Annotated in this window: 8 tRNA genes; all 8 read left to right on the forward strand. The window is 48.9% G+C overall.

Annotated features, from left to right (window positions below):
* The first annotated feature begins 132 nt into the window (after nucleotides 1-132).
* The 8 genes from IEV91_RS21475 to IEV91_RS21510 all read left to right on the forward strand — a co-directional run bounded on the left by IEV91_RS21475 (nucleotide 133) and on the right by IEV91_RS21510 (nucleotide 882).
* Nucleotides 133-208 (forward strand) — tRNA-Thr (locus tag IEV91_RS21475).
* Between the two features lie 67 nt (nucleotides 209-275).
* Nucleotides 276-351, forward strand: a tRNA-Lys gene (locus IEV91_RS21480).
* A gap of 6 nt (nucleotides 352-357) precedes the next feature.
* Nucleotides 358-439 (forward strand) — tRNA-Leu (locus tag IEV91_RS21485).
* Between the two features lie 9 nt (nucleotides 440-448).
* A tRNA-Gly gene (locus IEV91_RS21490) sits at nucleotides 449-523 on the forward strand.
* A gap of 13 nt (nucleotides 524-536) precedes the next feature.
* Nucleotides 537-625 (forward strand) — tRNA-Leu (locus IEV91_RS21495).
* Between the two features lies 1 nt (nucleotide 626).
* Nucleotides 627-703, forward strand: a tRNA-Arg gene (locus IEV91_RS21500).
* A gap of 22 nt (nucleotides 704-725) precedes the next feature.
* Nucleotides 726-802 (forward strand) — tRNA-Pro (locus tag IEV91_RS21505).
* Between the two features lie 4 nt (nucleotides 803-806).
* Nucleotides 807-882 (forward strand) — tRNA-Ala (locus tag IEV91_RS21510).
* Nucleotides 883-955: the final 73 nt, after the last annotated feature.

Below are 955 nucleotides of genomic sequence, written 5' to 3' on the forward strand. Positions count from 1 at the left end.
CGTTAAGCTCTTCAGCGCCGATGGTAATTGGGGGCTTCCCCCTGTGAGAGTAGGACGTTGCCGGGCTTTTTAAAAAAATCATTGACAAACTAGTTGTTAACGATTATAATGATGAGTATCGGCTTAAATTACGCCGGCCTAGCTCAATTGGTAGAGCAACTGAATCGTAATCAGTAGGTTGGGGGTTCAAGTCCTCTGGCCGGCACCATGAGAGTTACATAACAACGATGTTTGTTTAAATATATTATATATATAGAAATTTATGATCATTAAATGAGCCATTAGCTCAGTCGGTAGAGCATCTGACTTTTAATCAGAGGGTCGAAGGTTCGAATCCTTCATGGCTCACCATTTCTTGCGGGTGTGGCGGAATTGGCAGACGCGCTAGACTTAGGATCTAGTGTCTTACGACGTGGGGGTTCAAGTCCCTTCACCCGCATTATATTACGCGGAAGTAGTTCAGTGGTAGAACACCACCTTGCCAAGGTGGGGGTCGCGGGTTCGAATCCCGTCTTCCGCTCCATTAATTATGCCACGCCGGGGTGGCGGAATTGGCAGACGCACAGGACTTAAAATCCTGCGGTAGGTGACTACCGTGCCGGTTCAAGTCCGGCCCTCGGCACCATGCGCCCTTAGCTCAACTGGATAGAGTGTCTGACTACGGATCAGAAGGTTGAGGGTTCGAATCCTTCAGGGCGCGCCATATTAAATTCATAAAGTTTAAACGGGAAGTGGCTCAGCTTGGTAGAGCACCTGGTTTGGGACCAGGGGGTCGCAGGTTCGAATCCTGTCTTCCCGACCATCATGGGGCCTTAGCTCAGCTGGGAGAGCACCTGCTTTGCAAGCAGGGGGTCAGCGGTTCGATCCCGCTAGGCTCCACCAAGATTCTAGTAAGAATTGTTCCTTTAAAACTGAACAAAAGCCAAGCGCAAAAAGAGAAATCTTTTAAATGACG

The sequence above is a fragment of the Pullulanibacillus pueri genome (assembly GCF_014639255.1).
Classification (GTDB): domain Bacteria; phylum Bacillota; class Bacilli; order Bacillales; family Sporolactobacillaceae; genus Pullulanibacillus; species Pullulanibacillus pueri.